This window comes from Flavobacterium pisciphilum (assembly GCF_020905345.1).
Classification (GTDB): domain Bacteria; phylum Bacteroidota; class Bacteroidia; order Flavobacteriales; family Flavobacteriaceae; genus Flavobacterium; species Flavobacterium pisciphilum.
The window spans coordinates 3,250,690-3,277,393 of record NZ_JAJJMO010000001.1 but is presented as its reverse complement, the minus strand read 5'-3'; the positions used below and the strand labels follow the sequence as shown (position 1 = coordinate 3,277,393).

General features: G+C 31.9%; 17 protein-coding genes. 3 read left to right on the top strand and 14 right to left on the bottom strand.

Going from position 1 to position 26,704, the window contains the following annotated elements:
* Positions 1-3: 3 nt before the first annotated feature.
* The 6 genes from LNQ49_RS13920 to LNQ49_RS13895 form a co-directional block, all read right to left on the bottom strand.
* Complete coding sequence (locus LNQ49_RS13920) at positions 4-2,769, bottom strand: PD-(D/E)XK nuclease family protein (protein WP_229989582.1); 2,766 nt, start codon at positions 2,767-2,769, stop codon at positions 4-6.
* A 64-nt stretch (positions 2,770-2,833) separates the two neighbouring features.
* Complete coding sequence (locus LNQ49_RS13915; protein ID WP_229989581.1) at positions 2,834-4,294, bottom strand: OmpA family protein; 1,461 nt, start codon at positions 4,292-4,294, stop codon at positions 2,834-2,836.
* Positions 4,295-4,406: 112 nt separating this feature from the next.
* Positions 4,407-5,600, bottom strand: a complete 1,194-nt coding sequence (kbl, locus tag LNQ49_RS13910) for a glycine C-acetyltransferase (protein ID WP_229989580.1) — start codon at positions 5,598-5,600, stop codon at positions 4,407-4,409.
* 71 nt (positions 5,601-5,671) lie between these two features.
* Positions 5,672-8,830 carry a UvrD-helicase domain-containing protein gene (locus tag LNQ49_RS13905; RefSeq protein ID WP_229989578.1) on the bottom strand — a complete coding sequence of 1,053 codons (3,159 nt, stop codon included), beginning with the start codon at positions 8,828-8,830 and terminating at the stop codon, positions 5,672-5,674.
* Positions 8,831-8,914: 84 nt separating this feature from the next.
* Positions 8,915-9,511, bottom strand: coding sequence for a lipoprotein signal peptidase (locus LNQ49_RS13900; protein ID WP_229989576.1), 597 nt, complete (start codon positions 9,509-9,511; stop codon positions 8,915-8,917).
* Positions 9,512-9,601: 90 nt separating this feature from the next.
* A complete protein-coding gene (locus tag LNQ49_RS13895; RefSeq protein ID WP_229989574.1) occupies positions 9,602-9,826 on the bottom strand; it encodes a hypothetical protein in 225 nt (74 codons plus the stop codon).
* A gap of 173 nt (positions 9,827-9,999) precedes the next feature.
* Here LNQ49_RS13895 and LNQ49_RS13890 point away from each other — a divergent pair, with 173 nt between their 5' ends.
* Both LNQ49_RS13890 and LNQ49_RS13885 read left to right on the top strand, forming a co-directional pair.
* A complete protein-coding gene (locus LNQ49_RS13890) occupies positions 10,000-10,356 on the top strand; it encodes a roadblock/LC7 domain-containing protein (protein ID WP_229989573.1) in 357 nt (118 codons plus the stop codon).
* A 26-nt stretch (positions 10,357-10,382) separates the two neighbouring features.
* On the top strand, positions 10,383-10,763 hold the full coding sequence (locus LNQ49_RS13885) for a hypothetical protein (RefSeq protein ID WP_229989570.1): 381 nt from the start codon (positions 10,383-10,385) through the stop codon (positions 10,761-10,763).
* Between the two features lie 199 nt (positions 10,764-10,962).
* Here the strand turns inward: LNQ49_RS13885 and LNQ49_RS13880 are convergent, their stop codons facing one another.
* Together LNQ49_RS13880 and LNQ49_RS13875 are read right to left on the bottom strand one after the other, a co-directional pair.
* The gene (locus LNQ49_RS13880) at positions 10,963-11,646 is read right to left on the bottom strand and encodes a response regulator transcription factor (protein ID WP_229989568.1); all 684 of its coding nucleotides are present in this window, start codon (positions 11,644-11,646) and stop codon (positions 10,963-10,965) included.
* Entirely contained in the window at positions 11,636-12,976 is a 1,341-nt protein-coding gene (locus LNQ49_RS13875) for a sensor histidine kinase (protein ID WP_229989566.1), read from the bottom strand. The genes LNQ49_RS13880 and LNQ49_RS13875 overlap by 11 nt, the downstream gene beginning before the upstream one ends.
* 110 nt (positions 12,977-13,086) lie before the next feature.
* Here LNQ49_RS13875 and LNQ49_RS13870 point away from each other — a divergent pair, with 110 nt between their 5' ends.
* Positions 13,087-15,456, top strand: a complete 2,370-nt coding sequence (locus LNQ49_RS13870; protein ID WP_229989565.1) for an outer membrane beta-barrel family protein — start codon at positions 13,087-13,089, stop codon at positions 15,454-15,456.
* 68 nt (positions 15,457-15,524) lie between these two features.
* On the opposite strand, the gene LNQ49_RS13865 is transcribed toward LNQ49_RS13870, so the two are convergent.
* From LNQ49_RS13865 to porZ, 6 genes are all read right to left on the bottom strand, one after another.
* Positions 15,525-15,905 (bottom strand): TraR/DksA family transcriptional regulator, encoded by a 381-nt coding sequence (locus tag LNQ49_RS13865; RefSeq protein ID WP_082001802.1) that lies wholly within the window; start codon positions 15,903-15,905, stop codon positions 15,525-15,527.
* 7 nt (positions 15,906-15,912) lie between these two features.
* Positions 15,913-19,314 carry an isoleucine--tRNA ligase gene (gene ileS / locus LNQ49_RS13860; protein ID WP_229989563.1) on the bottom strand — a complete coding sequence of 1,134 codons (3,402 nt, stop codon included), beginning with the start codon at positions 19,312-19,314 and terminating at the stop codon, positions 15,913-15,915.
* A 259-nt stretch (positions 19,315-19,573) separates the two neighbouring features.
* Positions 19,574-21,490: a hypothetical protein gene (locus LNQ49_RS13855; RefSeq protein WP_229989561.1), complete on the bottom strand. Its 1,917-nt coding sequence runs from the start codon at positions 21,488-21,490 to the stop codon at positions 19,574-19,576.
* Between the two features lie 56 nt (positions 21,491-21,546).
* Positions 21,547-23,433: an outer membrane protein assembly factor BamB family protein gene (locus LNQ49_RS13850; RefSeq protein ID WP_229989558.1), complete on the bottom strand. Its 1,887-nt coding sequence runs from the start codon at positions 23,431-23,433 to the stop codon at positions 21,547-21,549.
* A gap of 121 nt (positions 23,434-23,554) precedes the next feature.
* On the bottom strand, positions 23,555-24,268 hold the full coding sequence (gene recO / locus LNQ49_RS13845) for a DNA repair protein RecO (protein WP_229989557.1): 714 nt from the start codon (positions 24,266-24,268) through the stop codon (positions 23,555-23,557).
* A 79-nt stretch (positions 24,269-24,347) separates the two neighbouring features.
* Entirely contained in the window at positions 24,348-26,636 is a 2,289-nt protein-coding gene (gene porZ / locus LNQ49_RS13840; RefSeq protein WP_229989556.1) for a type IX secretion system anionic LPS delivery protein PorZ, read from the bottom strand.
* Positions 26,637-26,704: the final 68 nt, after the last annotated feature.

Below are 26,704 nucleotides of genomic sequence, written 5' to 3'. Positions count from 1 at the left end.
ACATTACAATATTTTTTCCTCAAAGGCTATTTCAATATTTAGGATTTCATTTAAAAGCAACACTATTTGCTCTAAATAGTCACGCATTATCTCGTCAGTAATAATCGCATTAATATCTTTATCTTCTTTGAATCCAAAGGGTAAAAATCCTGATTTTAAATTTTTAAAAGAGATAATTCCTGCTTCAATAGGCAATCCTTTGGCATTATTCTCATACATAAAAACATACGCTAAAACCTGAATAATTTTATCATTTTTTATATCAGTCACAAGACCATCCCAATTTTTAAGAACAACATTCGCCTTGTCTACTTTACCGGTTTTATAATCAATAATTCTAATGATACCATTACGCTCCTCTATCCTATCTACATTTCCTTTTATTAAAACAGGAAATGGTAAACTGGGATGCATTAATGTTCTTTCAAAAGTTTCTTCGATTGCCAAAATTTTAATAGCATCATCCTTTTTAATACTATCAAGTTCAACTTTCAAGAAATTTGAAACATTTCGTTTAGCCACTTCAAAAGCCAAAAGATTACGCCCCTTTTTTATCTCTCCCTCTTTATAAACCAACTTAAACTGTTTCAGAACTTCATTATCCAACAACTTAAAACAATTTAAAATATCATTCTCAGAGATAAACTTCCCAATAAAAGGTTCGTATAGTGCTTTTAACGTTTCATGGATAATCGTTCCCAATGTATTTAAGGCAATATTCTCTTCAACTTCCTCAACTTCACGAATTCGTAATATTTTTTGAAAATAAAACTGAATAGGATTTCGAATATAGCTTGTTAAAGCCGATGGTGAAAATCCAGTAGTTGCGATTTCTTTCAAACGTACCATTACTGCTTCAGATTTCGGAATAACCATTGGCTCATATGCGTTTTCTGGTAAAACTGCATTGTAAATTTCATGAGTTAAATTATGTAGTGGCTGCTTTTCAACCTCTAATTGCGTTATAAAACGACTTCTTTCTCCTGCATCTAATCCTTCACTTTCGGTATTATACAGCAAATAAATATTCTTTGCACGTTGCAATAAATGATAGAAATGGAAGGTATAAATAGCATCTTTTTCCTTAAAAGTAGGCAAGCCTAATTCTCGTTTTACATCGTAAGGAATAAACGAGTTCATCGATTTACCTGCAGGAAATTTACCTTCATTCATAGAAGTCACAATTACAGTATCAAAATCCAAAACACGGCTTTCTAAAACTCCCATTATCTGCAACCCGTTGAGCGGTTCACCCTCAAACGAAACTTCTGCTACCTCTATCACTTGCTTATAAATAGCATATAGTGTCTCTATTTTATCAATATGTTGGTGTTGTGAGTAATAATTAATCAACTTATTAATTACTTTAAAAATAGCAAAGACAAATGTTTTAGCAATTTTATCCTCCTCACTATCATTACTCAAATTCTCTTTTATAACAAGCAAAAGTGCTGATATGTTATTTAAGACAGCAACAGATCCAGAATCCCACTTTTGAAATAATAACAAAAACAAATCTGAATGACTCTCATTAAGTTCAACAATTTTAGAATGCGCTATAAAAGTATAATTATTCTGATTTATCTTTTTTACCAGCTCGTTCACATTAGCGTAAGGCTCAACTAAAGGATGTGTCAAGATATCCAAAACATCTTTGTAATAAAAGACATAAGAACTACTATTTCTTGACAATGCATTAGTATGCATCTTAAACAATTTAGCAATTAAAATTTGAGTTGGATTATTCTTACTTGAATATCCCATCGTAATATTTAAAGCTCCAACTGTAGATGGCAAAGCATACAAAAGTGGTACTAATAAATTTTCATCACCTAATACTACAGCAACCTTATCCAAGGATGAACCCGGATTATTAGTAATAATTTCTTCTATTATACTCCCTGTTATCTTAGCTTGACCAATTGATTTTGGAGTTCCAATAACTTGTACGTTTTTAGACTGAGAGAAATCATCAAATATCCATTCAAAAGGATTTGCTTTATAATGCTTCCAATCTTGCTTAAAACGTCTTACAAACAGCCCCGCATCATGGTACGGATCGTTTAAAAATGTTTTATCAATATCCCAATATATTTTAGCCTGATCTGAAGCAATTAAATGCTGAATAATTTTTTCTTCCGCAGCATTTAGAGCATTAAATCCAGCAAAAACAAAATGCTGATTTGGAACAGAATTTGTAAAATGATTTATATTATTTACTGCTTCTCTATAAATCAACCCTTGATAGCCAATTTGCTTATTCAACAAATGGACATATAAGGATTCATAATAACTAGGAAGTAACTTCCAGAAATCGATATAATTCTCTAGTAATTGTGTTTTATTTTCGACCTCAATTCCCCATTTTTTAATATCCTCGATATCCTTAAGATAAGAAAGAACATGTGATGGATCTAATAAGTATCTATCAATCTCATTAAAATCTTGCAACAATGTTTTAGCCCAATTGGCAAACAATTCAAAAGACTGCTGATTTTTTTTATCTGTAATTGATAGGTATACTTCATAAAATTCAAACAACAATTCTATTGAATCAATTGAACGCACTGAAGCAATATCCTGAATGAAGTCTTCTATACTAATTATCTTCGGACTAATAACTGTATTATGAATTTGTTTTTTTAAAGCCTCAACAAGAAAAATTTTGGCTCTTTTATTCGGTAAGACAATTGTTGTCTCTGCCAATTTACCCGAATATCCTTCAATTATAACTTTCGCAATGCTATCTAAAAAGTAAATCTCTGTCATTGTATAAAAATAAAAAAAGCCATTCAATTAAGAATGGCTTTTTAAAATTATTTAGAAAAGTAAATTACAATTTACCTTCGTATTTAGAACCTATGTGTCTGATTTCAGTTCTTCTGTTTTCAGCTCTACCTTTAGCAGTTTTGTTACTTGCTACTGGTTGAGATGAACCAAATCCTTTAGCAACTAAGTTATCTGGGCTTACACCTCTTTCGATTAATGCATTCATTACAGCATTAGCTCTATCTTCAGATAATTTGTTGTTGATTTTAGCAGAACCTGTACTATCAGTATGTCCTTCTATGCTAAATTTAGCATTTGGATAAGCTTTAAGGATTTCTTTGATAGCATCTAATCTAGCAAGAGTAGTAGCATCTCCTTTTTTGAAAGTAGCTTTTCCAGTGTCAAAGAATACCGCTCTAGCTTGAACTTTAAGATCATCTAATACAGCAGTAGTTACTTCTGGACAACCTCTGTTACTAGCTGGACCAGCTACAGTAGGACAATCGTCATCTTTGTCAAGAACACCATCTTTATCAGCATCTGGCCAAGGGCATCCACCATTTTCTTTAGGACCAGCTACAGTAGGACATTTGTCATCTTTATCAGCAATACCATCACCGTCAGCATCTGGACAACCTTTTAAAGCAGCTAAACCAAATGTATCTGGACAAGCGTCATCTTTATCAGCAACACCATCACCGTCTCTATCAGGACAACCGTTTAAAGCAGCTAAACCAAATTCAGTAGGACAAGCATCACTTGCATCAACGATACCATCACCGTCAGTATCAGGACATCCGTTGAATTGTTTTAAACCAGCAACATCTGGACAAGCATCATCTTTATCGTAGATACCATCACCGTCAGTATCTTTACCTCCAAATTTGAAAGTAAGACCAGCTGAATGTTGGAAATGAGATGGAGCATCTGGAGTACCAAATTTATCTTCTCTATCTCCGAAAGATTTTTTATAAGTAGTTTCTAAAGACAAACCAATTGCTTCAGTAAACCAAAAAGTTAAACCAGCTCCTGGGTTAACAGTACCATAACTGCTATCTCCAAAGAAAGTATAACCTCCACCAACGCGTAACGAAGGGTCAATTACTTTAGATTTAATTAATGACATGAAGCTATATCTAATATTAGCGTCAATACCATAATACATCAAATCTCCAGGATTAGAAACTACATAACCACGAGAATCGTGACCAGGTGCAGTTGGGTCAAATTTAACGTATTTATCAATTTTATTCACAGAACCTTGTAATCCTACAGAAAAATTGCTACCTACGTATCTAGATACACTAATGTAAGATACAGAAGGAAGAACGTTCCAGTTGTCTTTCGCCGCGAAAGGCTGAGAGAAATGCTTATCTGCCCAGTTATTTCCTCCACCAGCACTTGTTTTAGTGTCAACGGCATTAACTCCAAAAGAGATAGCCCATGGATTGTTACTGTCTTGTGCGTGAGAACTTAACCCCATCACCATCATCACAGCAACTAAAAGTTTGTTAAGATGTTTCATACTTAATTTATTTAATTACAATTTAGTTAATTATAGACAAAAGTAATGCGTAAATTTTTAACTACAAAATGAAATGTTAAAAAAAAGCAATAAGAAATGCAAAAAGTGGGAATTATACAACTTTTAACATTTTACCTACCTTAACAAATGCCTCTAAAGCTCTGTCCAGATGATCCTTTGTGTGGGCTGCAGATAATTGTACTCTTATCCTTGCTTTTTCCTTTGGAACTACAGGAAAGAAGAAACCAATTACATAAATCCCTTCTTTTAAAAGTTCATTTGCCATATTTTGCGATAATTTTGCATCATAAAGCATAACTGGAACAATAGCCGAATCTCCATCTATTATATCAAATCCCGCTTTCTTCAAACCTTCTTTAAAATAATTAGTATTCCACTCTAATCTATCTCTTAATACTGTGTCTTTTTCAAGAAGTTCAAATACTTTAATAGAAGCCCCTACAATTGCTGGCGCTAATGAATTTGAAAACAAATAAGGTCTTGATCTTTGACGTAACAATTCTACGATTTCTTTTTTAGCCGTAGTATAACCTCCCATAGCACCTCCTAAAGCTTTACCAAGAGTTCCTGTAATAATATCAACTCTACCCATTACTCCTTTTGCTTCAAGAGTTCCTTTTCCTGTTGCTCCAATAAATCCAGCAGCATGACATTCGTCGACCATAACCATAGCATCATATTTATCTGCTAAGTCACAAATCTTATCTAACGGAGCTACAAGTCCATCCATAGAGAATACACCATCAGTAACAATTAATTTAAAGCGAGCTCCAGCTTCATTCGCTTTGATCAGCTGCTGTTCTAAATCCTCCATATTGCTATTCTCATAACGATAACGAGCCGCTTTACATAAGCGAACACCATCTATAATAGAAGCATGATTTAAACTATCTGAAATAATTGCATCATTCTCACCCAATAAAGGTTCAAAAACACCCCCATTAGCATCAAAGGCCGCTGCATATAAAATCGTATCTTCTGTTCCATAAAAATCAGCAATCTTTTTCTCTAATGTTTTATGTATATCTTGCGTACCACATATAAAACGCACAGATGACATTCCGAAACCATGCGTATCCATTGCATCTTTTGCTGCCTGAACAACTTCTGGATGTGAAGACAATCCTAAATAATTATTTGCACAAAAATTCAAAACCTTCTCTCCCGTAGAAATCGTTATTTCAGCATCCTGAGCAGAAGTTATTATTCTTTCTCTCTTAAAAATTCCGTTTTCTTCAATAGTTTGCAACTCATTCTGCAAGTGCTCTTTAATTTTTCCGTACATTTTTACTTATTTAATATGTTAAATTTTAACAAGTTATCCAAATTCAGTTTTTTAACGACTGACTAATTTTTTCACAAATTTACTACATCGATATCGGTTCCTATATACACCAATGCCTTTTTTAACACTTTAAACCCCATATCTTCAATTGCAAGCTGATATTCTTCTACTTGTTGTTTATATTTTGGGTTACTTAGCCCCGTTTTATAATCTAAAAGATACGCCTCTCTGTTCGGAGTAATAACCACTCTATCAGGCTTTAACACCTTTCCTTCTTTTTGAATTATCGTTTCTTCATTTAGAACCCTATTATTCCCTTCAAAGCAAATGCTAATTTCAGGATGATTCACAATTTCCTGAATTGTCTTTAAAACAATATCTTTTTGTTCAAAAGTAATCAACCCATCCTCTAACGCTTTTACAATAGCCAAATCAATATCAGATTTATACTTTACAAAAGCCAATATTTCATGGATTACATTTCCGTAAGATATAGCTTCTTGCTGATGTGTTCCCCACATTAACGCTTCACGTTGAGCAATTTTAATATTCTTAGGATTTAAAACCTCAGAGACTAACGGAATTGTTTTTGTAAATGAGGCATGCTTATCTCCCGAAGACAATTTAACTGAACTTCCAAATTCATATTCTAACTTTCCTTCATCATAAACCCCTATATTAATGAGATATTTTATAAAAAAAGAAGCCATATTATCAGGGAAATCACCGTCCTTTCTAGGCTTTATCTCCTGAGAAATAACATATAACTGTTCTTCTGCTCGAGTTAACGCAACATACAAAACATTAATATTATCAAGTAATTCTTCTTGTTTTTTTAAATTAAAAACCTCTGCCGCGCCCTCTCCAAATCCAGCTACAGCACTACTATTATCTATTAATACTTTTGGTAAACCAAACTCTTCCTCCTCTGCATTTAACCACAACTTATCTTTGGGTTTTCGACTATAATCTTCTTCTGCAAAAGGCATAATAACAACAGGAAATTCCAATCCTTTCGATTTATGAATAGTCATAATACGAACTGCATTATTTCCCTCTGGGGACGGAATACTAAATTTCTCTGCATTCTTATCCCAGTAGCTCAAAAAATCCGAAATACCAGCTTGGTTCCGAATATCCCGTTCCAAGACTATATCAAGAAAATATTGTACGTATGCATTATTATACTCTGGACGTACGAATTTCGAAACTATAGTCTCAACTGACTCATAAAGTGATTTTTTTCGAATACTTTCAAATGAAAGCGAAACATCAAATTTCTCCAACCATTTCTCAAAAGCAATTTCATTTCTTTCTGCCATTCCCTCTGCTATAAAATCATGGATTGGCTTTTCAATAGCTGTATTCTTAGCTAAAAAATGCAAAAAGTTAGCCTTCGCTTCTAAATCAGCATTATTATTCAAATACTTCAACAGATGCACAATCAATCGAACTTCAGTAGCACTCTGAATCATCAATGTCTCAGAAGACAATAATGGAATATTTTGCTCTGTTAAGTAATTTGCGACAGCAATACCCTGACTCCTTTTTCGAGTCAAAATAACAATATCTTTATACTCAAATCCTTCTCGTAGTACTTTTTGAATTATATTTAAAGTTGCCAAGACATACAAATCCGTTTTTTCTAACATCGTATCGTCCTCAATCTGATCATTTTTATCAATTATTGGAAGAAACGAGACATTTACATAGCCCCCTTTCTTCGCATTTGTTTTTTGATAACTATGATTTTCATACAAATCCTTATAATCTGCATTCTCAAACTCTGACGAGATTAATTTAAAGAAACCATTATTAAATTCAATAACCTCGCTATAACTACGATAATTAGTATCTAAATGTGTTATTGTTTTATCAGGATTATTAAACGGATTTAAATCCTTACTCAATTCAATAAACTGCTCCGCCTTTCCTCCCCTCCAACGATAGATAGATTGCTTTGGATCCCCCACTATCATCAAAGTACCTTTTACTCCAAAATCATCTTGACCCGAAAGCGCGTTATCAATTAGCGGAATTAAATTCTGCCATTGCATCTCGGATGTATCCTGAAACTCATCAATAAAAAAATGACGATATCTTTCCCCTAGACGTTCATAAATAAAAGGTGCTGGTTGATTTTGGATTTCGCGATGAATAATAGCATTGAATTCGGAAATAGACAAAACATTTTGCTCCTTTTGAATCTTTTCTAACTCATTACTCACTGTATTCAACAAGGAAAGTGGCGTGATATTTTTAAGAAATGCATTGTAAAAATCCCTTTTCTCAAAATTTTTATAAACCTTACTCAGAATCTGAAGTAACTCTGGGATAATATTTTCGATTAAAGCCCTGTCTTTTGCTGTTTTATTTATTGCAATATCATCAAACTCATGAAATGTTTTATTCTTAGGATTGAATTTTCCATCTCGGATGCTTTCCAAGTGATTTGGAAATGTTCCTCTTGAAAAAGATTTTAAATCAATTCCATTTTTTTCAATTAGTAAAAGAGCCTCTGTAACAAATACTGTATTCTCTTCTTCTAGATCTTTACACAAAACCTTAAGTTTCTTTTTTATTTCAACAAACTCCCCTATTGATTTATCATGAAAATGTATAATCTCGTTTCGATTGTTCTCATTCAAGATCAATCTTCCAGTTTCAAGAATTTCACGAGAAACATCCCAACTTTTGTCATCGTCAGTTTTTTCCATCGTAAAATCAATCAATAACTTGGTCAAAGTTTCATCTTGTCCTGCTTGTGCAATAATAGCATCAACTGCCTCAATAAGTAAATTTTCGGTATCTAGAGTTACCTCAAAAGTCATTGGCAAATTAAGATCGTGCGCAAAAGCCCGAATAACTTTATGTGTGAATTTATCAATTGTAGAAATATCAAAAGCTGCATAATTATGAATAATATGCTTAATGATATTTTGTGATTTAGTTTTTAATTCAATGATTGAAAGCCCTGTTTCTCGAGCTAAGTCTTGCATCAAATCTATCGCCTTTATAGATGGCTCATTTTTTGCAAACTCTGACAAACTGCCTACAATACGGCTTTTCATTTCATGCACCGCCTTATTGGTAAATGTAATCGCAAGTATATTACGATATGCATCATTTTTGGGTGCCGAAAGAATAATTTTAAGATATTCCTTAACTAAAGTATACGTTTTCCCAGAACCCGCAGATGCATCATATATAGAGAAAGAGGGTCTTTGCATTTTTTACTTTTTTTACACTACAAAAGTAAAACATCCCAAGAACTATTGACTGCAGAAAACTAAAATTCTATGAAGTAAAATTTATTAGTGTTTGTTAAATGCTTTTTTATTAAAAACAATTAAGATTCCAACACCTGTAGAAATTGCCATATCGGCAAAATTAAAAATTGCATTAAAAAATTTAAACTCTTGTCCTCCCCATATTGGCAACCAACTTGGTAGAATCCCTTCCCAAATAGGAAAATACAACATATCGACTACTTTACCATGAAACCAAGTTCCATAATGTTCTGGAGCAAATAATGTTGCTAAATTATTGTAACTATCATCGAAAATCACACCATAAAAAACAGAGTCAATAATATTCCCTGCTGCTCCTGCCAAAATCAAAGAAATAGCAACAATCAAATATGTTGAACTTTCTTTTTTAACTGAATCATATAGCCAATATCCAATACCAAAAACAGCAAAAATCCTAAACACAGTCAGAATCAATTTTCCATATTCTCCTGGGATTTTTGTCCCCCAAGCCATTCCTTCGTTTTCAATAAAAAGAATCTTAAACCATTTAAAAACTTCTACCTCTTCACTTAAGACAAAATTAGTCTTAATGTAAATTTTAGAAATCTGATCAATAATTAAAATAATGAAAATAAGTAAATACGCTCTTCGTAGTGACATTTTATAATTTTTTATTGGCGCAAAAGTAACAATTAAATCAAAAAAAACGCCCCCTTAGGAGCGTTAATTATTTCGTAACAAAATGTTTCATTAATTTCTTCCATTATTCCTAACTGGTTTTGACCCCTCTGAAAAAAAACTTGAAATAGAATTAAACAATCCTTTTGTTTCTTTTTTCAATTCTCCAGTTGTAACTGTATTACTCTGAGTACTTTTTGACCGAGCAACATTCAGCTTAATCCTTATCTTTTCAAAATCTTTCATTCTACCATCAACATCCGACTTAACATCTCTAAACTTCAATACTTTAGCCATAACGTTTTATATTAAATTAAAATTTTATTGATTTCCCATACTTACTTACAATAATACACAATTATTTTTTATTTATTAAATAAATTAACGAGATAATTCATGATAATGATATGTTTTTTTGATTAAATTAGCTAAATCAATTATTTTTTAACAACTCCCCAAATATCCTCACTATGAATGAAATCACTACCATCCTAAATGAGTTTTTAATTCAAACCAAATCAACATCAGCACTAATATCCGGTACAAAAGGAAAACTAATCACTTCTTTGCATTTAGATTACAGCGACAGTGTTGCTGCAATGAGTGATGCAATTCTATCTATGAGTGACAAATTCCTAACCGATTTAGACAAAGGCTCTTTAAAGCAATTATATCTTAAAACCACTGACGGTGTTGCTGTAATGAACAAAATAAACAATTCTCACGGTATTATTGTTTTCTCTAATGACGGAAGTAACCTTGGATTGTTTTTACGTAATATCGATGAACTAGCCACTCAACTTAGCAAAATCAGTCTTTTAAAATAATTAATAATCAACAAATCCCCAAAATTATGAGCAACGACTTCTTAAATGTTTTTCTAACTGAAATGAAAACAAATGTGAATGGTTTTATAGCTGTAGCTGTAACCGAAATTGAAACAGGATTAAGCTATGGTAATATTAGTATCGACTCAGCATTTGACCCCGAATTAGCCTCAGCCTACAATCTTGAAGTAGTTAAAGCAAAATTAAGTGCTGTAAAGGCATTGAATTTAAACCAAGACATCGAGGACATCCTGATTACTCTTACCAGTCAAATTCATATTATTGACATTTCTCCAAATAATAAATTCATGGTTTATCTAGTTGCCGACTCTACAAAAGCTAATTTAGGGATGACAAGAGCTGTTTTAAGAAAGCACAAAGCAGATTTAGAAAAAAACCTAGCATAACAACATTACTATTTTTAATTAAAACTGTCTTTACCTTAGATAGTTTTAATTAAATAAGTAACACACAATAAGTCTTAGCTAATTTTTAAATCTTAGCTCCCTCCTTAGATATTATTGCAAAAAAAAACGCCCCTTAACAGGAGCGTTTTTTATATTTAAAATTATCATTACTTCAACAGAAAATCCTCCTTATTAAACCTCAAAGAGGGAAATTTATTTCAAAACCAATTCCGCGAATCGAAATAATCTGTATACTTTTGTCACGATAAAAACATTTACGAAGTCGGCTTATAAATACATCCATACTTCTACCTGAAAAATAATCATCCGAATTCCATATAGTCTTCAAAATAATTTCTCTTTTAATTACACTATGATTGTATTGCAGTAAAAGCTGCAACAAGTCAGCTTCTCTTTGTGTAAGACGAAATTTTTCCTCTGGATGTACTAAAAGCAAGTTATGGTGATCATAACAATAAGATCCAATAAATAATGTTTTAGAAGCACGTAAAGGCTGATATCTTTTAAGGATATTATGTATTCTGAGAATTAATTCTTCTGGATCACATGGTTTTGCTTGATAATCGTCTGCACCGATTTTTAACCCAGTGAGTCTATCTATCTTTTGATTTTTGGCCGTTAAAAAAACAATGGGGATATCGGGATGAATTTCTTTAATTTTCTGCGCCAAACTAAAACCATCTAATTGAGGCATCATGACATCTAAAATAATAATGTCATAAGTAAAATTTTGATGAATTAATCCTAATACATCTAAAGGATTTATTATCCAAGTTACCTCAAAATCAGACAAGTTTAAATACTGCTTTAAAATTAATCCAAAGTCATCATCATCTTCAATTAAAAGTAAATTAATTTTCATACGGAATTTTAATTTTAACTGTTGTACCTACATTCAATTTACTTTTAAGTTGGATCGTTCCGTGGTATTTCATAACGATTTTATGAACAAGATAAAGCCCTAATCCAAGCCCTTTAGTATTTTGAACATTATTTTTTTGAATGCGATAGAATTTCTTAAAAACATGTTTAAACTCATTGTTTGCCATCCCAATTCCATCATCACTTACAATAATCTCTAACTCATTTAACCGACTGTTTATCTGAATATCAATTTCATTTGCCCCATATTTAATACTATTATTAATTAAATTTTCGATTATTGTCTGGGCTTCTATCTTATACAACGGCATCGGAATCGTAATATCGATTTGCTGTTTAAATATTATTTTGCTGTTACTAAAGACAAAATCATTTAAAAGACTTGTGATATCATTCTCTTCAAGAAGATCCAGTGCTGTATCCAATTCTTCATCAATATGAATAGGCTTTAAAAGCTTTTCTAAACGATCTATTTGCCTATCAATCAAAGGAAGTACCTCTAAAGAATCTTCTTTATAAAGTGTTTTTGCTGCGATTTTCAAAGTAGCAATAGGAGTCTTAAACTCATGTGAAATATTATCTACAATATCATGCAAAATCATAGATTCTTGTCTGTGTTTAACTAAATTCTTATAGGTCAAATAGTAAAGAACTAACGCCAATATCAAAATTAATACAGAAGAAACCATCAAAGGAATCAATTCTTTTAAAACAATTAAAGGCAGGTCTATAATATCATAATGAGTTAGCTTATTTATTTGAAAATGATACTCAGGCTTCTTATCTCTTTTGTGATTTTTATAATCGAGTAGGTCCGCTTTTGAATTGGAACTAATAGTTGTCCATTTACCTTCGGTAATAGTTCTAGATTTAGAAATAGGCGTAGTAGTCTGATAGAGCACTAAGGGTGTATTAATTAAGGTGTCTTTTGATGGCAAAGAAATTAAATCCCTCACTTCCTTTCTTATAGCTATTTGATAGCCTTGTTTTTGAAAAAGGCTATCAATATATTTTGTTATAAGTGGACTCAATTTTTGATTTTTATTCTGAAAATATCGAGTTACAGTAGCGAAATCAATCTTCTTATTTTTAAAATCAGAAAACAAGAGGGCTATTTCATCATCCAGAGTATCATTTTCAAAAAAATAAGGCACTTCATCTTCTAAGTTTGATAGTTGAGCATGTACTGTATTAAGAATAACCTTCTCTTTTAATTTATAAGAATTATAAAAATAATATGCATGTATCCCTATTAAAAGCGAAAAAAGCAAAGTAAAAGCACCTACATATAATGAGTTGTTATTTTTCATTAGAACAAACATAATAATTATCCCACCATTAATTCACATTAACCCATCATTAACCGTTCATTAACCTCATACAAATAGAAATTGTCACACATTTGACAAAAACATAAACAATGAAAAATTTACTTTTTTTACTCCTTTTTCCCTTTTTAATTAAAGGGCAAACCAAGACTTTTGAGGGCAAAGTAACCAATGAAACCGGAGAACTACTTTCTTTTGCAACGGTAGTAATAAATAAGAGCAAACTAAATGAGCAAATCGTTACTACTAATTTTGAAGGCATTTTCCATTTTAAAAACATTGAGAATGATTCTATTATTTTAGACGTTACTTATGTGGGGTATTTAAAATATAGACGTGTTTTTAATATTGACGAATTAAAGAAACAATTAAATATAGTTTTACTACGTGAGGAACATGAATTAAACGAGTTGATAATCAAAAGAAAAAAACCTCTTATAAAACGAAAAATAGACCGATTAGAATTTGATGTAGAAAATAGCACCTTATCTAGTTTAAGCGGTTGGGAAATTCTAAAACAAACTCCGGGTATTACAACCCAAGGAAGCAGTTTGAAAATTAAAGGAAGCCAAGGAATCTTAGTAACTATAAACGACAAAAAAGTCATGTTGACTGGGGATGAATTACAGAGTTTATTAGAAAACACTCCAGGAAAAGATATTAAATCTATCGAAGTAATCACTAATCCACCAGCAAATTATGATGCTTCTGGAAGTGCTGTTTTAAATATTAAAATGGTAAAAAACAACCTCGAAGGATACAGAGGCGTACTATACGGCAGATATATACAGAGTAAATACGATAAGGAAGTCTTTGGACTGTCACAATATTATAAAAAAGGCAAACTCTCTCTTATGGGATCTTATTATCTAGGCATGGGAACCTATTTAAGAGAGGGGTTTGATGTTGTAAACTTCGTTGAAGACAAAACAACATGGGAGAGCAAGATGACACGAAAAGACACAGATAAAAGCCAAAACAGTTATACATTTAATATGGAATACGACTTAGACAGCTTAACAAATTTTACTTTTGGTGCTAATGGATATACAAGTCTTAAAGGCGAAGGAATTTATAATGTCCCAACATTAATCTACAATAAAGACAGAGAAATAGAATCGAACTACAATACAAGAAATGAACATACGAACACTACTGATTATCATAATTTTTATTTACAAGCCGATAAAAAATGGAGTAATGGCAATCAAATAATTTGGACCAATTATCTAACCAATAATCACAAGAATAAATTTCAAAATGTACATACACAGCTTAATTTTAAAGAACAAGAACCTTCTGAATCAACATTTGAAAATGACAATGCGAGTAAAGTAAAGCTCTTTTCCACTCAATTAGATTACAGTTTAAAAAGGACGACTTGGAATTGGGATAGCGGTTTAAAATACAGTACAGTAAAAACCAATAGTGCTTTGAACTTTTTTGACGATGAATATGGCACTCTGGCATTTAGACCTGAGAAAAGCAATATATTTAATTATAAGGAGGATAATTTTGCTGCCTATACCACTGTAGCATATAAATGGGAAAAATGGAGTTTTAAAGGAGGATTACGAGCAGAATACACTGATTTAACTGGTGACGTCTCACAACCAAAAGAGCATAATCAACAAAATTATTTAAAGTGGTTCCCTACTTTATATGCTCAATATGAAACAGAAAATCACCATCAATTTGGAATATCTTATGGTAAAAGAATCGACAGACCCTCCTATTCTTGGTTGAATCCTGCAAAATCCTATTATAATTTGTTTTCCTATTTTCAAGGAGATGCACAACTGAAGGCAACGATTATTCACAATTTAAATTTAACCTATTCTTGGAATAATTGGAATGTTGATTTATACTTTAGAAATGAAAAATTACCTTCTATGGAAATATCTTTTCAAGACCCAGAGACCAATAATTTAATCTATCACTACACAAATATTAAAGAAGGAAAAGCAGGAGGAATAGATATTAGCAAAAATTTCGATCTTTATTCTTGGTGGACTTTAAATACATATCTATCAACAGAATATAATGAAAATTATTTTTTCGGAGTAGACAAAGAACTGTATAAAAATAACATTTGGATGTTTTATGGAAAAACAAGTAGCAACTTTCTTCTAGATAAAGAAACTGATTGGAATATGGAAATAGGCTACTATTACCGCACTCCTACTATACAAGGAACTTTCACAATTAGTAAAGAGTCTAGTACTTATTTTGTAATGAATAAAAAGTTTTCAGCTAAAAAGATAGAGGCAAGTATACAATTTAGTGATATTTTTAAAACTGAAAAATCTAAAATATCTACTAATTATGCTAATCAGAATAATTATTTTTTAGACTACCGTGACACTCAAAGAGTTTCTATTTCTTTGAAATACAACTTTGGCAATCAAACCATCAAAACCAAAAGAAACATCAAAAAAACGGAAGAACAAGACCGCATCTAACACATTGAATACAACTAAAAACGCCACTTTTTCAATAAAAAAGTGGCGTTTAAATTATGTTTAAAAAATTATCGTTGTAAATTTTTAGCTTCAATACTCATTGTAGCATGAGGAACTATTTTTAATCTTTCTTTTCCGATTAATTTCCCTGTTACTTTGCATACACCGTATGTTTTATTCTCTACACGGAATAGCGCATTCTTTAAATCTCGAATAAACTTTTCTTGTCTGATAGCTAACTGCGAGTTTGCTTCTTTGGACATCGTTTCGCTTCCTTCTTCAAATGCTTTAAATGTTGGAGATGTATCATCAGTACCATTATTTAAATCATTCATATAAGCACTTTTAATCAAGTCTAAATCTGCTTGCGCTTTTTGTATTTTACCCAAAATGATCTCTTTAAATTCCGCTAGATCAGCGTCAGAGTATCTTGTAATTTCATCTACCATCTTATATTTATTTTGAAATTAATATCATTGTTTTTATATCATCAAACTCAATTTCTATGCCGCTTTCTAATTCGTCTAAGAAAACCAAGCTATCTGTTAATGTCTCAGACTTGATGTAGTCTTCGTTTTTAAGAATAGCATTTTCTAATATGCCACTTCTTTTTATTTGTACCTTTATTTTATCGGTTACTTCAAATCCAGAATCTTTACGGATATTTTGAATTCTATTTACCAATTCCCTTGCGATACCCTCATTTTTCAATTCTTCCGTGATTGTTATATCAAGCGCAACTGTTATTCCGTTTGAATTTGCAACCAACCAACCTTCGATATCTTGTGACGTAATTTCGACATCTTCTAATGATAAAGTTACACTTTTTCCTGCAATAACAATGTCTAATGCTCCTTCCTTATCTAACTGACTGATTTGCTGCGCAGTAAAAGACTGTATCTCTTTGGAAATCAAGCCCATATCCTTACCAAATCGAGGCCCTAATGCCTTAAAATTAGGTTTGATTTGCTTTACCAAAATACCTGAAGCATCATCTAAAAGAACTATTTCTTTTACATTAACCTCAGCTTTCACTAACTCAGAAACAGCCTCAATTTCACTACGTTGGTTATCGTCAAGTACTGGAATCATTACCTTTTGCAATGGCTGACGTACCTTGATCATCTCCTTCTTACGGAGTGATAAAACAAGCGATGAGATTGTTTGCGCCTTCTGCATTTTGCTCTCTAACGTTTTATTAACAAAGTTTTCAACGTATTTTGGAAACTCAGCCAAATGTACGCTGTCATAATTTTCTGACTGTGTTGAAATTGTTAAGTCTCTGTAAAGCTTATCCATAAAGAACGGAGCAATTGGAGCACTTAGTTTACTTATAGTTAACAAACAAGTATAAAGCGTTTGATATGCAGCTATTTTATCATGCGCATACTCTCCTTTCCAAAAACGACGACGACATAAACGAACGTACCAATTACTTAAATTCTCTTGTACAAAATCTGAAATCGCACGAGCTGCTTTTGTTGGCTCATAATCAGCATAGAAAGTATCCACTTCTTTTATAAGCGTATTCAATTCAGAAATAATCCATTGATCAATTTCTGGTCTTTCATTCAACGGAATTTCTGCTTCTGCATATTTAAATCCGTCAATATTTGCATACAATGAGAAGAACGAATAAGTATTATATAATGTTCCAAAGAATTTACGACGTACCTCAGCAATGCCTTCAATATCAAATTTCAAATTATCCCAAGGATTTGCATTTGAAATCATATACCAACGTGTCGCATCTGGTCCATACTCTTCTAATGTTTTAAAAGGATCTGTTGCATTACCTAAACGTTTAGACATTTTTTGTCCGTTTTTATCCAAAACCAATCCGTTTGAAACAACATTTTTATAAGCTACCTTATCAAAAACCAATGTCCCAATTGCATGTAATGTATAAAACCAACCACGTGTTTGATCTACTCCTTCAGCAATAAAATCAGCTGGAAAATCTTTATTCCCATCAATTTTATCTTTATTTTCAAAAGGATAATGCCATTGCGCATAAGGCATAGCTCCTGAATCAAACCAAACATCTATTAAATCAGCTTCACGCTGCATTGGTTTTCCTGATGGAGAAACCAAAGTAATTTTGTCAACTATATTTTTATGCAAATCGATTAAATCATAATTGCTTTCGCTCATATTTCCGATTTCAAAACCTTTAAACGGATTTTCTGTTTGAAAACCTGCCGTTATAGATTTTTCGATTTCATTGTATAATTCTTCTACTGATCCAATAAGAATTTCTTCTTGCTTATCTTCAGTTCTCCATATTGGCAATGGAATTCCCCAATAACGTGAACGTGATAAGTTCCAATCGTTAGCATTTTTTAACCAATTTCCAAAACGACCTTCTCCAGTTGCTTTTGGCTTCCAGTTGATTGTTTCATTAAGATCAAACATTTTATCTCTAACATCGGTAATTTTTATAAACCATGAATCAAGAGGATAGTACAGTAAAGGCTCATCTGTTCTCCAGCTATGCGGATAACTGTGCACATATTTCTCTACCTTAAATGCTTTATTTTCTTCTTTAAGACGAATCGCAATTTCTACATCTACAGAACGTTCTGGTGCAGTACCTTCATCATAATATTCATTTTTCACATATTTACCAGCATATTCACCTACATGTGAAGTGAATTTTCCTTGTAAATCCACTAAAGGAACTGGGTTTCCATTTTCATCCAATACTAACATTGGTGGTACTTCTGGTTTAGCTTCTTTAGCAACTTTAGCATCGTCTGCTCCAAATGTAGGCGCAGTATGTACAATACCAGTTCCATCTTCTGTAGTTACAAAATCACCCGAGATTACTCTAAAAGCATTCTCTGGGTTTTGATATGGTAATACAAAAGGCAACAATTGTTCATAACGAATACCTACTAAATCCAATCCTTTTGATTCAGTAAGCACTTGATATGGAATTTTTTTATCTCCGCTTTTGAAATTTTCAAAATCTGCAACATCACTACTCTCAAAGAAGCCTTTACTGAATTGTTTTCCAACTAAGTTCTTAGCTAAAACAACATTGATTGGCTCAAATGTATATTGATTGAAAGTCTTAACTAAAACGTAGTCAATTTTTGGACCAACTGTTAATGCAGTATTACTTGGCAATGTCCAAGGAGTTGTTGTCCAAGCCAAAATATGCACATCTCCAAATCCTTGAAGGAAACTTGGTAATGTTTCATTTAATGCTTTAAATTGAGCTACTACTGTTGTATCAGTAACATCTCTATAACTTCCTGGTTGATTTACTTCATGTGAAGACAATCCCGTTCCTGCTTTAGGAGAATACGGTTGAATCGTGTAACCTTTGTACATCAAATCTTTATTATAGATTTGTTTTAAAAGCCACCAAACCGATTCCATATATTTTGGTTTATAAGTTACATATGGATCTTCCATATCTACCCAATATCCCATTTTTTCAGTTAAGTCATTCCATACATCTGTATAACGCATTACGGTTTTTTTACACGCTTCGTTATATTCTTCGATAGAAATTGTTTTTCCGATATCTTCTTTGGTAATACCTAATTCTTTCTCAGTACCTAATTCTACAGGCAATCCATGAGTATCCCATCCAGCTTTACGTTTTACCTGAAAGCCTTTTTGAGTTTTATATCTGCAAAAAATATCTTTAATAGCACGTGCCATCACGTGGTGAATTCCTGGTAATCCATTTGCCGAAGGAGGTCCTTCGAAAAATACGAAAGGCACTGCACCTTCGCGAGTAGTAACACTCTTTTCAAATATATTTTCTTTCTTCCAAAAGTCAAGTACTTCAGACGCTACAGTTGGCAAGTCAAGTCCTTTGTATTCAGTAAATTTTGTGCTCATTTTATCCTTTTCTTAAATCGAAGTGCGAAAGTAAGGAATTTTGATTTTTTTAGCCACCAATTCACTAATTAAATTTGTTAATACATTTATAATTCTACATTTATCAAAAAATAATTATTGATTTAAATGAAAATATTTTCCCGAAAATTGAAAATCATGAGACTTCAATCTTCGAGAAAATATTTATTATTACTTTTCAAAAAGTAAAACACTACAACCTATTGTAGGTAAAATTACTTACAGAAATAGCCCAACCTTTTTATTTAAAAGACCCAAAATATACTTCCTTTATAAAAATTCGATTAGCAAACATTGGGTTAATTTCTATTTTATCTCTATGCTCTTCATAAACCGTATCTCCATAAAAATCTTCTATTTCATATTGAATCTTATAAGGAATCTTACCATTATTTAAAGCTGAGACTTCACGATAATCTTTAAAAGTTCTTTTCTCAAAAAAGCTTTTATTCCCATCATCAAACTCTGTTTTCTCAGCTGAAACAACATTAAAATTTTCTTTATCAATAAAAAGATGATACTCCGTTTTAGGAATTGTTCTATTGCTTGAATTTAATGTTTTTTCGAAATAAGTTAGGTGATAACATAATTTTCCTCCTGCCATTTCTTCACCTAACAATTCGTACTTATTCCATAAATCAAACCTAAAACCTGAGATCAAATTAATCGGATCAAGATTCGTCGTAAGATTTGAATGATCTGCAGCAGATAATTTTTTCCATTTTACTCCTATACCTTTTTCTCTATCATCATGACTCCATGATTCAGGACCATTCACAACTTGATAATACGTTTCAGGCATTTTCTTCTTAAGAAGAAAATTAGTTTGTGTCGCCCATCTTTCTTCAGTTTGAGGCACATTACTTTCTTCTAATAACAACTTAGATGTCAAATGCGTTTTATCTATTTTTTTCAAGCTTTCACTTCCTCCTAATCTGCTTATTATTTTGGCCAACAAATCTGGATTACTCTGATAAGCAATAGAATCAAGCATATTATCTCTTTGAATTTTACTTTTTTCTAAAAACTCAGTTCTCGTAACTTTTTCTTGTTCCCAATCAGCCTCTTGTCTATCTATTTTTTCAAAAAAAGCAAGCCTTAATTCTTCTTTTTCCTCATTTATTTTAAAACCTAACTTTTTTAAATCTACAAAACGGTTCGTATGTGTTCTTATCTTTTTATCTACAAAATCGGCACTATTAGCTCTTTCTATAATATCTGAACCTCTAGAATCTCGTTTATCATTTTTGATAAGTAAATCAGCATAAAACAATGCTTTTGCCTTATTCTCTAACAACAAATAAGTTAAAGCTAAATCATTTGTAATTATAAATCGAATAGCTTCGTTTTCTGGTACCTGTGGATACTTAACCAACAATCCATCTAAATATGCTAAATGAGGTGCCAATAACTTTTCATCAAGTCCTTTTTCTAAAGTTACTTTTTGAAGTTGAGTGGTTATTTCATTCTCAAAATCAAGCATTTGCTTGTATTCAGGATGCCCTTTAGAGGTCATAAACTCAAACTTTTCCTTAGTCTCTGTAGTATAATATTTCAATTTATAATTCAAGAAATTTTGCGCTTTATCCATGGAAGCGTATATCACAGCTTCAACTCCTGAATCATCACCATATTCTTCTTTTAAATCTGCATCTCTAAGTTTCTTATCATTTAACGCTACTATATCTTTCAAATTTGACCTTTGGTACGTTGCTTCTAAATCAAATGCCTCTGAAGTAACAAATACTTCTGAAAGAAGCATCTTATCGGCATATTTTACCTCTACATTAACTTTAACATCAAATCGTGATTGAGGCTGGTACTTCCAAGCTCTATATTTTTTATCATATGTGCTATCAATCTTCGTTGCTGTGTATTTTGGCATTGCAATAGTAACATAAATCTTAAGCTTACCATTAGCAGGGTCTTTTATATACCCTTCTATATCAAAATATTTTTTCTTTAAATACTGTTCTTGCTCACGCAATCCTTTATCTATTTGATAAAAAGATGTTTGTGTAATCACATTATCAAGAATTGGATATTTTGAATAAACAACTGAAGGAATAAAAAATTTCTTTTTTTTATAGCTAACTTTTTCTTGTGCTTGAATCCCTGAGAAACCAAAAAAAAGTAATAAGAGTACTATTTTTTTCATAGGCAAAAAAAAAAGCCATCAGAAACAAATCCTGATGGCTTTTGGGGTTTTTATGATTATTTTTTATTGAAAATTTGAATTGATTTATCTGACACATAAAAAATATTCTGTGTTGCAGGATCTACTTCATAAACTGGTTTTGTGTTATTGAAAATAATTTTATCAACTTCAACACCTTCAGCTTTACTAACTTTTACAAGAATCTTTTCTCCACTATCTGCTTTTGCAAAAATATAAGAAAAATCTCTGTTTTGTTTCATCGCATTAAAACGAGAATTAAATTTAGCAGCTACAATACCAAGAGCAGCTGAAGCTCCTGCCATATTCTTAGCCTGATTCATTTTTGATTTATCTTCTTCTTTAATAACAGCAGATCTCATATTTCCGTCAGAATCACGATATGTCATTGTTAACTCAGAAGCTTGTACAGCACTAACTGCTGAGCCAACTCCTAAACCTATGCTTCCTGCAATTGCAGCGCTTTTAAGTAAACGTCTTGTTCCTTCACCTGGTTGTGTGTATATATGGTGGTATTTTATTGTTCCATCCATATTAACTCCCATTAGCTCAACTGGCCCAGAAAGTACAACTCCCCAAGGAAACAATTCGATATTGTTTAATTCTTTTTCTTTTTTGATATTTACTTTAGCAAAAGGCTCTGGTTTATCACTAATACTTGGATCAAACTTATATAGCTTTTCATCGTTGTAAACTAAATATGAATTTGTTAATTCATCAAAGGTTGGTAAAACTGGACGATTTTTATCAAATTGAATATTACGTTTCCATAATTTTTTTCCCGATTTATAATCTACCATATTTCCGTAAGTACCCGTTAAATACATTACTTTATCACCCACTTTACCTAAATAATAAATTGGATCTTCTTTATCGTCTGAAATCTCAATAAATTTTTTCCAAAGCTTTTCTCCATCTTTATTAATCAACATCATTTCATTCTCTGCAACATATAAAAAATCTTGCTCAATTGGAATTACTCTTTTCAATCCATCACCACGAGCATCTTTTTTCCAGATTTTCTCTCCTGTTTTTAAGTCGTAAAAGTTAAATCCGCTATAATGCGCTATTAATAATTTTGTTCCCCAATCTTCTAAATAAACAACACGTTTTGTTTTAATAGATTCTTTCCAGATACTTTTTCCCGTTTCTGTACTCAAAACATTTAAATACTCTTTCGTTGAAAAAATTCCAGCGCTATTAACTACAACTATATTTTTATCATTTTGTGTTTCAAAAAATCTAGTATATTCTTCATCTGCTTTCCAGTTTAATTTTCCTGAATTTCTATCAAAAGAATACAATTTTCCATACAATAAATAATAAACTACATTTCCGTTTATCTTAGCTTTATTTATAGTAGCCTTAAGAGAAAAACTAAACAAAGACTTTGCTTTATCTACAGTTGTATTCCATTTTAACTCTCCAGTTGTCATATCTAATAAAGCAATAGCCATATCACCATCTTTTTTCAGAGTAAGCAAATATTCATTTGTTTCTGGAATAAAATCTGATTGAGTAACCCAAAAAGATTCTTTAGAAGAGTTGTACACAACTTTACCAGTATCAGTATTAATGATTAAATACTTTGAATTAATATAAGCCTCTACATAAGGGCTTTCTGGAACACTTGTTAGATCCCTTTTATCTTTAAACATTTTACCAAAATCTGGATCACTCAAAATGTCACCTGCAGAAGTTGTCCCAAAATCTTCTTTGGTCAAAGTCCAAACTATTTGCTTCGTTTCTGGATCCAATCCTTTTACAGTACCTCCTTCTTTAAAAACAACGATACCTGTAATTTCGTTTTGTACCATGTCCTGTACACTATTTTCTGTTTTGATGATTTCATCATATTTTCTTTGTGAGAAAGCAGATACACTCACAAGTAAAAGTAAAAGAATCGAAAAAGTAATTTTCCTCATAGGTTTTTTTAAAATTTTATAGTTAAGAATAAATAATGTTCTTGAAATTAATTATAAAAGATTGAAAACCTCAAAATTTTATAAAAATTACAGCGCAAATATATAAAAATAGGATTCGGTTTTAAGAAAATATTTCTTTCAAAACTTCTAGTGATTTTGGCCTTTTAAAGCCGTCTAAATGGAAGCTATAATAGTCTATTAAAATTTTCAAAAGCAATTGTCGTTCAACTACATGAAAAACTTTTTGATCGTTATCAAACTTTAAGTCAATAAGCTTCTTTAACAAGTTTGTTTCATGCTCAGTTAACGCGCTCAGTCCATGAAAAAGGGTAAACACTCCTTCGTTCATTTCAAAAAACGGCAAGTCCGCATCCGAAACATCAGGATAGAAACCTAGATATTTAGTAGTCTCCAACATTAAAATCAAATGAAAATTGGTGATTTCATCATGTTGATCAAGCCAAAACAAAGCTGTTTCCAAAAAAATAAATAAAGACTCATTCTTCTCCTCTTCTTGAATAGAATAATGTAAAATCTCTGAAAGAAACATTACAATCGTACTTTTGACAATATCGGTATGAATGGTTTGGAAGGGGATTCCAATTTTTATTTCCTTAAAATTCTCTAATGTTCCTTTGTTTTTATGTACAGCTTCAATCTCAAGAATAGTTAGTGGCTGGAAGTAGGCAATTTTTTGGCTAGCTTTCCGAGCAGAAAAAGCGTCTCTGACAAAATAAGTTTTCAGCCCATGAGAAAGCGTAAAGCACTTAGCAATCAAGCTTTTTTCCTGAAATTTTATAGCCGAAATAACAATTGCCTTAGTTTTTACTTGCAAAATTTGATGTTTAGATTTTTATAAAACTAATTACTGGGACAGAACCCTGAGACTGAATACAAGTACCGAACACTAATAATTACCTAATAATCATTACTTTCTTTACTTTAGTTTCTCCTCCATCTTCTGCCGAAACAATAATCATATACACTCCAGAAGCTACTTTGTGTTTTCCGAAAGCAGTCGTATCCCATTCTATTGTTCCTCCTTCTGAAGTTGTTTCATACACCAAATTACCTTCTATATCCGTAATTTTTATGTTGGCCTTATCAAGTAATCCAGCAATTTTTACAGTTCCATAAAACTCGGGACGAACAGGGTTTGGATACACATATACATTGTTCAAATTCTCATTAGCTTGGGTAGCAATTCCTTTATATGAAATCATCCCTTTATTTGTTGCTATAAAAACTTCTCCTGTAGCACTATTTATACTAATGTCATTGATCTGATTACTTGGTAATGGAGAGTTATTTATAGTAAAATGATACTTAGTTTCTTGACCATTCGGCGAAACAAAAAACACCCCTGAATCTGCAGTCCCAATCCATTTATTATTAGCCCCATCAACAACAATTGTAGTAATGAATTGCTCATAAAGTAATTCCTGAGCCAAACCATCATCCATAATAATTATCGGATTGGCTTTTAATTGATTCTCTGTACGAAAGTTATTTACATTACTCAAAACACGCAGTCCTTTTGTAGTACCAATCCAAAGCTGATTTTTAGCATCTGCAGCAACAGCTCTTACATCTATTGATGGTAAATTACCACTATCTATCCCTTCAGTAATTTTTTTGACCGTATTTGTACTTTCGTTAAAGCCAATTATACCATCTCTATTTGTACCAATCCATTTTGTACTATTATTATCAATAACCATAGTACTAAAACTTGTGTCTTCAGCCTTAATAAGAGCTGTGCTTACAGAAAAGGTTTGCCACTGCCCATTAGTTCTTAAAACCTTTAATCCATTTTTTATTAAACTATTGGTTACCCATAAATTTCCCGACTTATCAAAAGCAGTTCCATTTATTCGAACATCTATATAACCAGGCCCTAAGAAAGTAAGAGTCTCCAACCCACTATTTGATTGATTGTATAAAATTGAAGGTGTATCATTTTCTATTTTTAATAATCCCGAAAAGAATGAACTTGCATACACTTGATTCTCATTATTAGGATTAACAATAACTCTTGTCATTGATTTGGCTTGAAGCACTTTTTCGTATGGTATATTCAACCAGCCTGTAGTACTGAACTTACTAACGCCATAACTATCTAAAGGATATGGGTTATAAGATGAATTATAATTCCCATAAACAGCCCATAATACATTTGGCGTAACGTCTATAGCGAAAATATCATTTCGCGATGGACCTATCGGCATTGTATTCTCAAAAACTGAAGCTCCAGAAAGTGTTGAAACAAAAAGCCCGTTTTCATCTGTACCAATATATATATTATCTCCTATTGCAGTTGCACAGGTAAAGCTTAACGCTATTGTTGAAACATCACTATTATTTATTTGGCGTTGCAAAACCATTTGATTGTTATATACGTAAACCGTATTTGCAGTGGTTATAAATAAATTATGATTTTTAGCCCTCATATCTTTAGCTGGCAATGGAAGTGACGTAAAACCAACAAAAGTACTTTGACTTGGATCATAATTATTAACATAGCCCGAAGTATTGATTGCCGTTAGCTTTGTATCGTTCGCTTCAACACTAGACCAATCTCCTCCAGCAACAACAGCCCACTGGCTATAATCAACTAAATTAGCATTTGTAATACTAGCTCTCCTAATACCATTGTTAGTAGCTGCGTAAATAAATCCGTCATAGATTGCAGCTTGCCTCACATTAATCTGAGCTCCGATATCTCCAATAAAATAAGTATCTCCAAATTGTAAAGTCTTTAAATTAAACTGAACAATTCCAAAATCACATGAGACATAAACCATTCCATCATATTCCGCAAAATGATTAATTCTTTTAAGATTGGATGGAAGCTGTTTGTTAATAATATCAACCACTTTTACAATACTTCCGTCAGCTTCGTTTATAACGGTCATCAATCCATTTTCGTATCCAATAAGGGTTCTACGAAATAACTCACTATGATATAAGGATGAAATAGTTTGCCCAGAAAGACCATCTACAGTATTTACAGTCTTGACAATATTAGTTGCAGTATTTTTAGAAAACAATGCATTATCTGTAGCTGCATAAATTGCTACAGGCGAATCAGAAACATCTTTAATATGGTTATATGAAAAATACCCTTGCCATAAGAGTTTATTTTGTGCAAAACCAAATTGCATTAGCAACAAAATCAAAACGTAAAGAAACTTTTTTTCCATTATTTATACCTAACAATTGGTTTCACAAATATAATACAAACGAGAGTATTTGGATTTCGATATACTAT

Bases quoted from the DNA above. Each gene is read 5' to 3' on its own strand.
- LNQ49_RS13885 (WP_229989570.1), top strand. From the start codon at position 10,383: ATGAGCAACGACTTCTTAAATGTTTTTCTAACTGAAATGAAAACAAAT.
- LNQ49_RS13850 (WP_229989558.1), bottom strand. From the start codon at position 23,433: ATGAGGAAAATTACTTTTTCGATTCTTTTACTTTTACTTGTGAGTGTA.
- kbl (WP_229989580.1), bottom strand. From the start codon at position 5,600: ATGTACGGAAAAATTAAAGAGCACTTGCAGAATGAGTTGCAAACTATT.
- LNQ49_RS13890 (WP_229989573.1), top strand. From the start codon at position 10,000: ATGAATGAAATCACTACCATCCTAAATGAGTTTTTAATTCAAACCAAA.
- LNQ49_RS13905 (WP_229989578.1), bottom strand. From the start codon at position 8,830: ATGCAAAGACCCTCTTTCTCTATATATGATGCATCTGCGGGTTCTGGG.
- LNQ49_RS13865 (WP_082001802.1), bottom strand. From the start codon at position 15,905: ATGGTAGATGAAATTACAAGATACTCTGACGCTGATCTAGCGGAATTT.
- LNQ49_RS13855 (WP_229989561.1), bottom strand. From the start codon at position 21,490: ATGAAAAAAATAGTACTCTTATTACTTTTTTTTGGTTTCTCAGGGATT.
- LNQ49_RS13895 (WP_229989574.1), bottom strand. From the start codon at position 9,826: ATGGCTAAAGTATTGAAGTTTAGAGATGTTAAGTCGGATGTTGATGGT.
- LNQ49_RS13875 (WP_229989566.1), bottom strand. From the start codon at position 12,976: ATGAAAAATAACAACTCATTATATGTAGGTGCTTTTACTTTGCTTTTT.
- LNQ49_RS13880 (WP_229989568.1), bottom strand. From the start codon at position 11,646: ATGAAAATTAATTTACTTTTAATTGAAGATGATGATGACTTTGGATTA.
- LNQ49_RS13870 (WP_229989565.1), top strand. From the start codon at position 13,087: ATGAAAAATTTACTTTTTTTACTCCTTTTTCCCTTTTTAATTAAAGGG.
- porZ (WP_229989556.1), bottom strand. From the start codon at position 26,636: ATGGAAAAAAAGTTTCTTTACGTTTTGATTTTGTTGCTAATGCAATTT.
- ileS (WP_229989563.1), bottom strand. From the start codon at position 19,314: ATGAGCACAAAATTTACTGAATACAAAGGACTTGACTTGCCAACTGTA.
- LNQ49_RS13900 (WP_229989576.1), bottom strand. From the start codon at position 9,511: ATGTCACTACGAAGAGCGTATTTACTTATTTTCATTATTTTAATTATT.
- LNQ49_RS13920 (WP_229989582.1), bottom strand. From the start codon at position 2,769: ATGACAGAGATTTACTTTTTAGATAGCATTGCGAAAGTTATAATTGAA.
- LNQ49_RS13915 (WP_229989581.1), bottom strand. From the start codon at position 4,294: ATGAAACATCTTAACAAACTTTTAGTTGCTGTGATGATGGTGATGGGG.